Genomic DNA, 2,890 nt, shown 5'->3' with positions numbered 1-2,890 from the left:
GCAAATCCAAAATCAGCAATACTTTGTTCATTACATTGGTTATGACTCATCCTATGATGAGTGGGTTGATAGTGACGAAATTTCCTAATTGAATTAGCACGGGGCTGGCGAGAGCGATATCTCCGATGGGCTATTCGGTATCGCGCTCTGTGTTAATCTGTAGTACTTTTAAAAATTACGAAGAATTATATCATATCCCCTTGATTGCTTAAACCAGAAGTTCCCCACCCCGCCAAAGCTACGCTTTGTCTCCCCTCCCCGCAAGCGGGGAGGCGTTGGGGGTGGGGTTCTTTTATTATGGGTAATTTGACACGACATGAGATTACAAATTATTTTGACACTTGCGCTACGATATCCCCTATTGCCTTTGTGCAATGTATGTGAGGAGTAGTACAGGTTAACAACATGACGGAAGAATTCAATACACGAAGCGCAGAGAATCTGGTTGCGATCGCTTATCAATTCGCTGGGCTAGGGAAGGTTACAGGCGTTAAAGCTTTTGGAAGTGGTAATATCAATGACACCTTCTTAGTAAATCTAGATGATTCAGAAGAACAATATTTTGTCTTGCAACGCATCAACACGCAAGTATTTCGGCAGCCACAACTGATTATGCAGAATATGCGTACCTTCACTGAGCATGTTCGCAAACGGTTACAGCATACGCCTCCAAATCGTCGCTGGGAAGTGCCACGCGTACTATTAACTAAGGATGCTCTAGACTACTGGAGGGATGCAGATGGCTCCTTTTGGCGGGCGATCAGCTTTATTGAAGGCTCCCAGTCTTTCGATACTATGCGCGATCGCTCACACGCGAAAGAAATCGGTTATGCCTTGGGGATGTTCCACAATTTGATCAGCGATTTGCCACCAGAAAAACTCGCCGATACCCTTCAAGGGTTCCATATTACACCGCTTTATCTCCAGCATTACGAGGAAGTGTTGGCGAAAACTATTGCTAGCCAATCTTCGGAAGTTAATTATTGCTTACAGTTTGTTAGCGATCGCCAAGCCTTTGCACATATCCTAGAAGATGCCAAAGTTGAAGGCAAGCTACCTTTGCGTTTGATGCACGGCGATCCAAAAATCAATAACGTGATGTTTGACACTGCTACCCAGCAAGCCGTCAGCGTCATCGACCTCGACACCGTTAAACCCGGTCTGGTACATTACGATATTGGTGATTGCCTGCGATCGGGTTGCAATCCGGCCGGAGAAGAAACTGAGAATTGGGACAGTGTTTATTTCGATACCGATCTGTGTCAGGGAATCTTACAAGGTTATCTTTCGGTAGCAAAGGCATTTCTGACTGAGAATGACTATGCATATATATACGACGCAATTCGTCTCATCGCTTTTGAGCTAGGATTGAGATTTTTTGCTGATTATTTAGCTGGGAATGTCTACTTCAAAGTCAAGCATCCAGAACATAACTTGGCAAGAGCGATTGTCCAGTTTAAGCTTACCGAAAGTATTGAATCGCAAGAAACGCAGATTTGCAACATTATTAAAGATATGAAATGAGCGAACAGACATTTTCCCTGCAACCCTTTCCTTCTACCAAATCCCTGCCTAATTTGAAAATTGCAGGTAATATTTCCAGAAATGGTAATAAACTTGCCATCCGCTATATCCTTGAGGACGATTTAAAAGAAATTGCAATCGCCCCACCATCAAATACTCCATCACGCAAGCATGAACTTTGGGAAGACACCTGCTTCGAGTTCTTTCTTGGTGTCAAAGATTCTCAACGGTATTGGGAATTTAACCTCTCCCCCGCCGGACACTGGAATATCTATCTCTTTGATGGATATCGTCAAGGAATGCAAGAGGAAACAGCGTTTGAAAATCTATCGTTTAATGTTCAAAATCAAGCCGATGGTTTAATACTTGTGTTGGATGTAGATTTGGGTAAAATCATTTCGGCAGAACAAGCTATTGAAGTTAGCATTACTACCGTTATTAAATACAGAAATGGTGAGGTGACTTACTGGGCGTTAACTCATAGAGGTGCGGAGGCTGACTTTCATCTGCGAGATAGTTTTATTCTTAAGTTGTAAGATACGTTTTTATCTAGCTATGCGATACTTCATCAAAAAAGCTATTCAATTGTTTTAAACTTGAATTATTATCGTAAATTAGTGCTTAACGCTCTATCATGACACAAAACACATTGAAGGTTGATGCATTTTGGGATAAGGATGCAGAAGTTTGGGTAGCAACTAGTGAAAACGTGCCAGGATTAGTAACAGAAGCTTCTACGATTGAGTCTCTTACGCAAAAGCTCAGAGAAATTATTCCAGAACTCCTTGTTCTGAATCGAATTGTACCTTCTAATTATGTGGGTTCTATCAGCTTTGAATTAACCAGCCATCGACAAGAGTTAATAGAGGTGGTTTCCTAAATGGGTGTGTCTTTTACTCCTGAGTTGAAAAAGATGCTTGTGGAAGCTGGGTGCTACTTTCAAAGGCAAGGTAAGGGAGACCATGAAATTTGGTATAGTCCAATTACAGACCGTCGTTTTGTAGTAGATAGTTATATCAAATCACGCCATACAGCTAACGCAGTTTTAAAACAAGCAGGACTGTCTAAAGCTTTTTAATTTTGATAATTTTTATGTCGATATCCTAGATACTGGGCAAGTCGTTGAAAATAGCGATCGCCAACTTAGCGACCCATCTATTTTAGTTGGTAACAGCGACAAAGCAATTAAAGTTTTAGGTTGGTGTCCGCACCCTATCAAATCCTCGCTCATGCTTGGCAATGGCATCAACACCGACATAGTTAGAGACAAAAGGTTTCACTATTATACTCGCGGTAGATGCACAGCAAAAAGTAAGTTGACATACTTGTAAATTTTTCCACCTACTTAATGGTAATTTTAAAAAAA

General features: G+C 41.4%; 5 protein-coding genes. All 5 read left to right on the top strand.

The genetic code is table 11. The features are described 5' to 3' along the window. Positions 1–4: 4 nt before the first annotated feature. The 5 genes from VE944_RS22670 to VE944_RS22650 all read left to right on the top strand — a co-directional run bounded on the left by VE944_RS22670 (position 5) and on the right by VE944_RS22650 (position 2,602). The gene (locus VE944_RS22670) at positions 5–88 is read left to right on the top strand and encodes a Tudor-knot domain-containing protein (protein ID WP_324982233.1); all 84 of its coding nucleotides are present in this window, start codon (positions 5–7) and stop codon (positions 86–88) included. A 317-nt stretch (positions 89–405) separates the two neighbouring features. Next, positions 406–1,524 (top strand): phosphotransferase enzyme family protein, encoded by a 1,119-nt coding sequence (locus tag VE944_RS22665; protein ID WP_324982230.1) that lies wholly within the window; start codon positions 406–408, stop codon positions 1,522–1,524. Beyond that, entirely contained in the window at positions 1,521–2,060 is a 540-nt protein-coding gene (locus VE944_RS22660; RefSeq protein ID WP_324982227.1) for a DOMON-like domain-containing protein, read from the top strand. The genes VE944_RS22665 and VE944_RS22660 overlap by 4 nt, the downstream gene beginning before the upstream one ends. Before the next feature lie 98 nt (positions 2,061–2,158). Further along, positions 2,159–2,404, top strand: a complete 246-nt coding sequence (locus VE944_RS22655; protein WP_324982224.1) for a DUF1902 domain-containing protein — start codon at positions 2,159–2,161, stop codon at positions 2,402–2,404. Beyond that, positions 2,405–2,602 carry a type II toxin-antitoxin system HicA family toxin gene (locus VE944_RS22650; protein ID WP_324982222.1) on the top strand — a complete coding sequence of 66 codons (198 nt, stop codon included), beginning with the start codon at positions 2,405–2,407 and terminating at the stop codon, positions 2,600–2,602. The last annotated feature ends 288 nt before the right edge of the window (positions 2,603–2,890 follow it).

Source organism: Nostoc sp. (assembly GCF_035638895.1).
Classification (GTDB): Bacteria; Cyanobacteriota; Cyanobacteriia; order Cyanobacteriales; family Nostocaceae; genus Nostoc.
Note: the sequence above shows the minus strand (reverse complement) of the source record. Positions and strands in the feature narration are given on the sequence as shown.

What these genes read in the sequence shown, in the direction of transcription:
- VE944_RS22660 (WP_324982227.1), top strand. Translation starts at nt 1,521, where the DNA reads ATGAGCGAACAGACATTTTCCCTGCAACCCTTTCCTTCTACCAAATCC.
- VE944_RS22655 (WP_324982224.1), top strand. Translation starts at nt 2,159, where the DNA reads ATGACACAAAACACATTGAAGGTTGATGCATTTTGGGATAAGGATGCA.
- VE944_RS22665 (WP_324982230.1), top strand. Translation starts at nt 406, where the DNA reads ATGACGGAAGAATTCAATACACGAAGCGCAGAGAATCTGGTTGCGATC.
- VE944_RS22650 (WP_324982222.1), top strand. Translation starts at nt 2,405, where the DNA reads ATGGGTGTGTCTTTTACTCCTGAGTTGAAAAAGATGCTTGTGGAAGCT.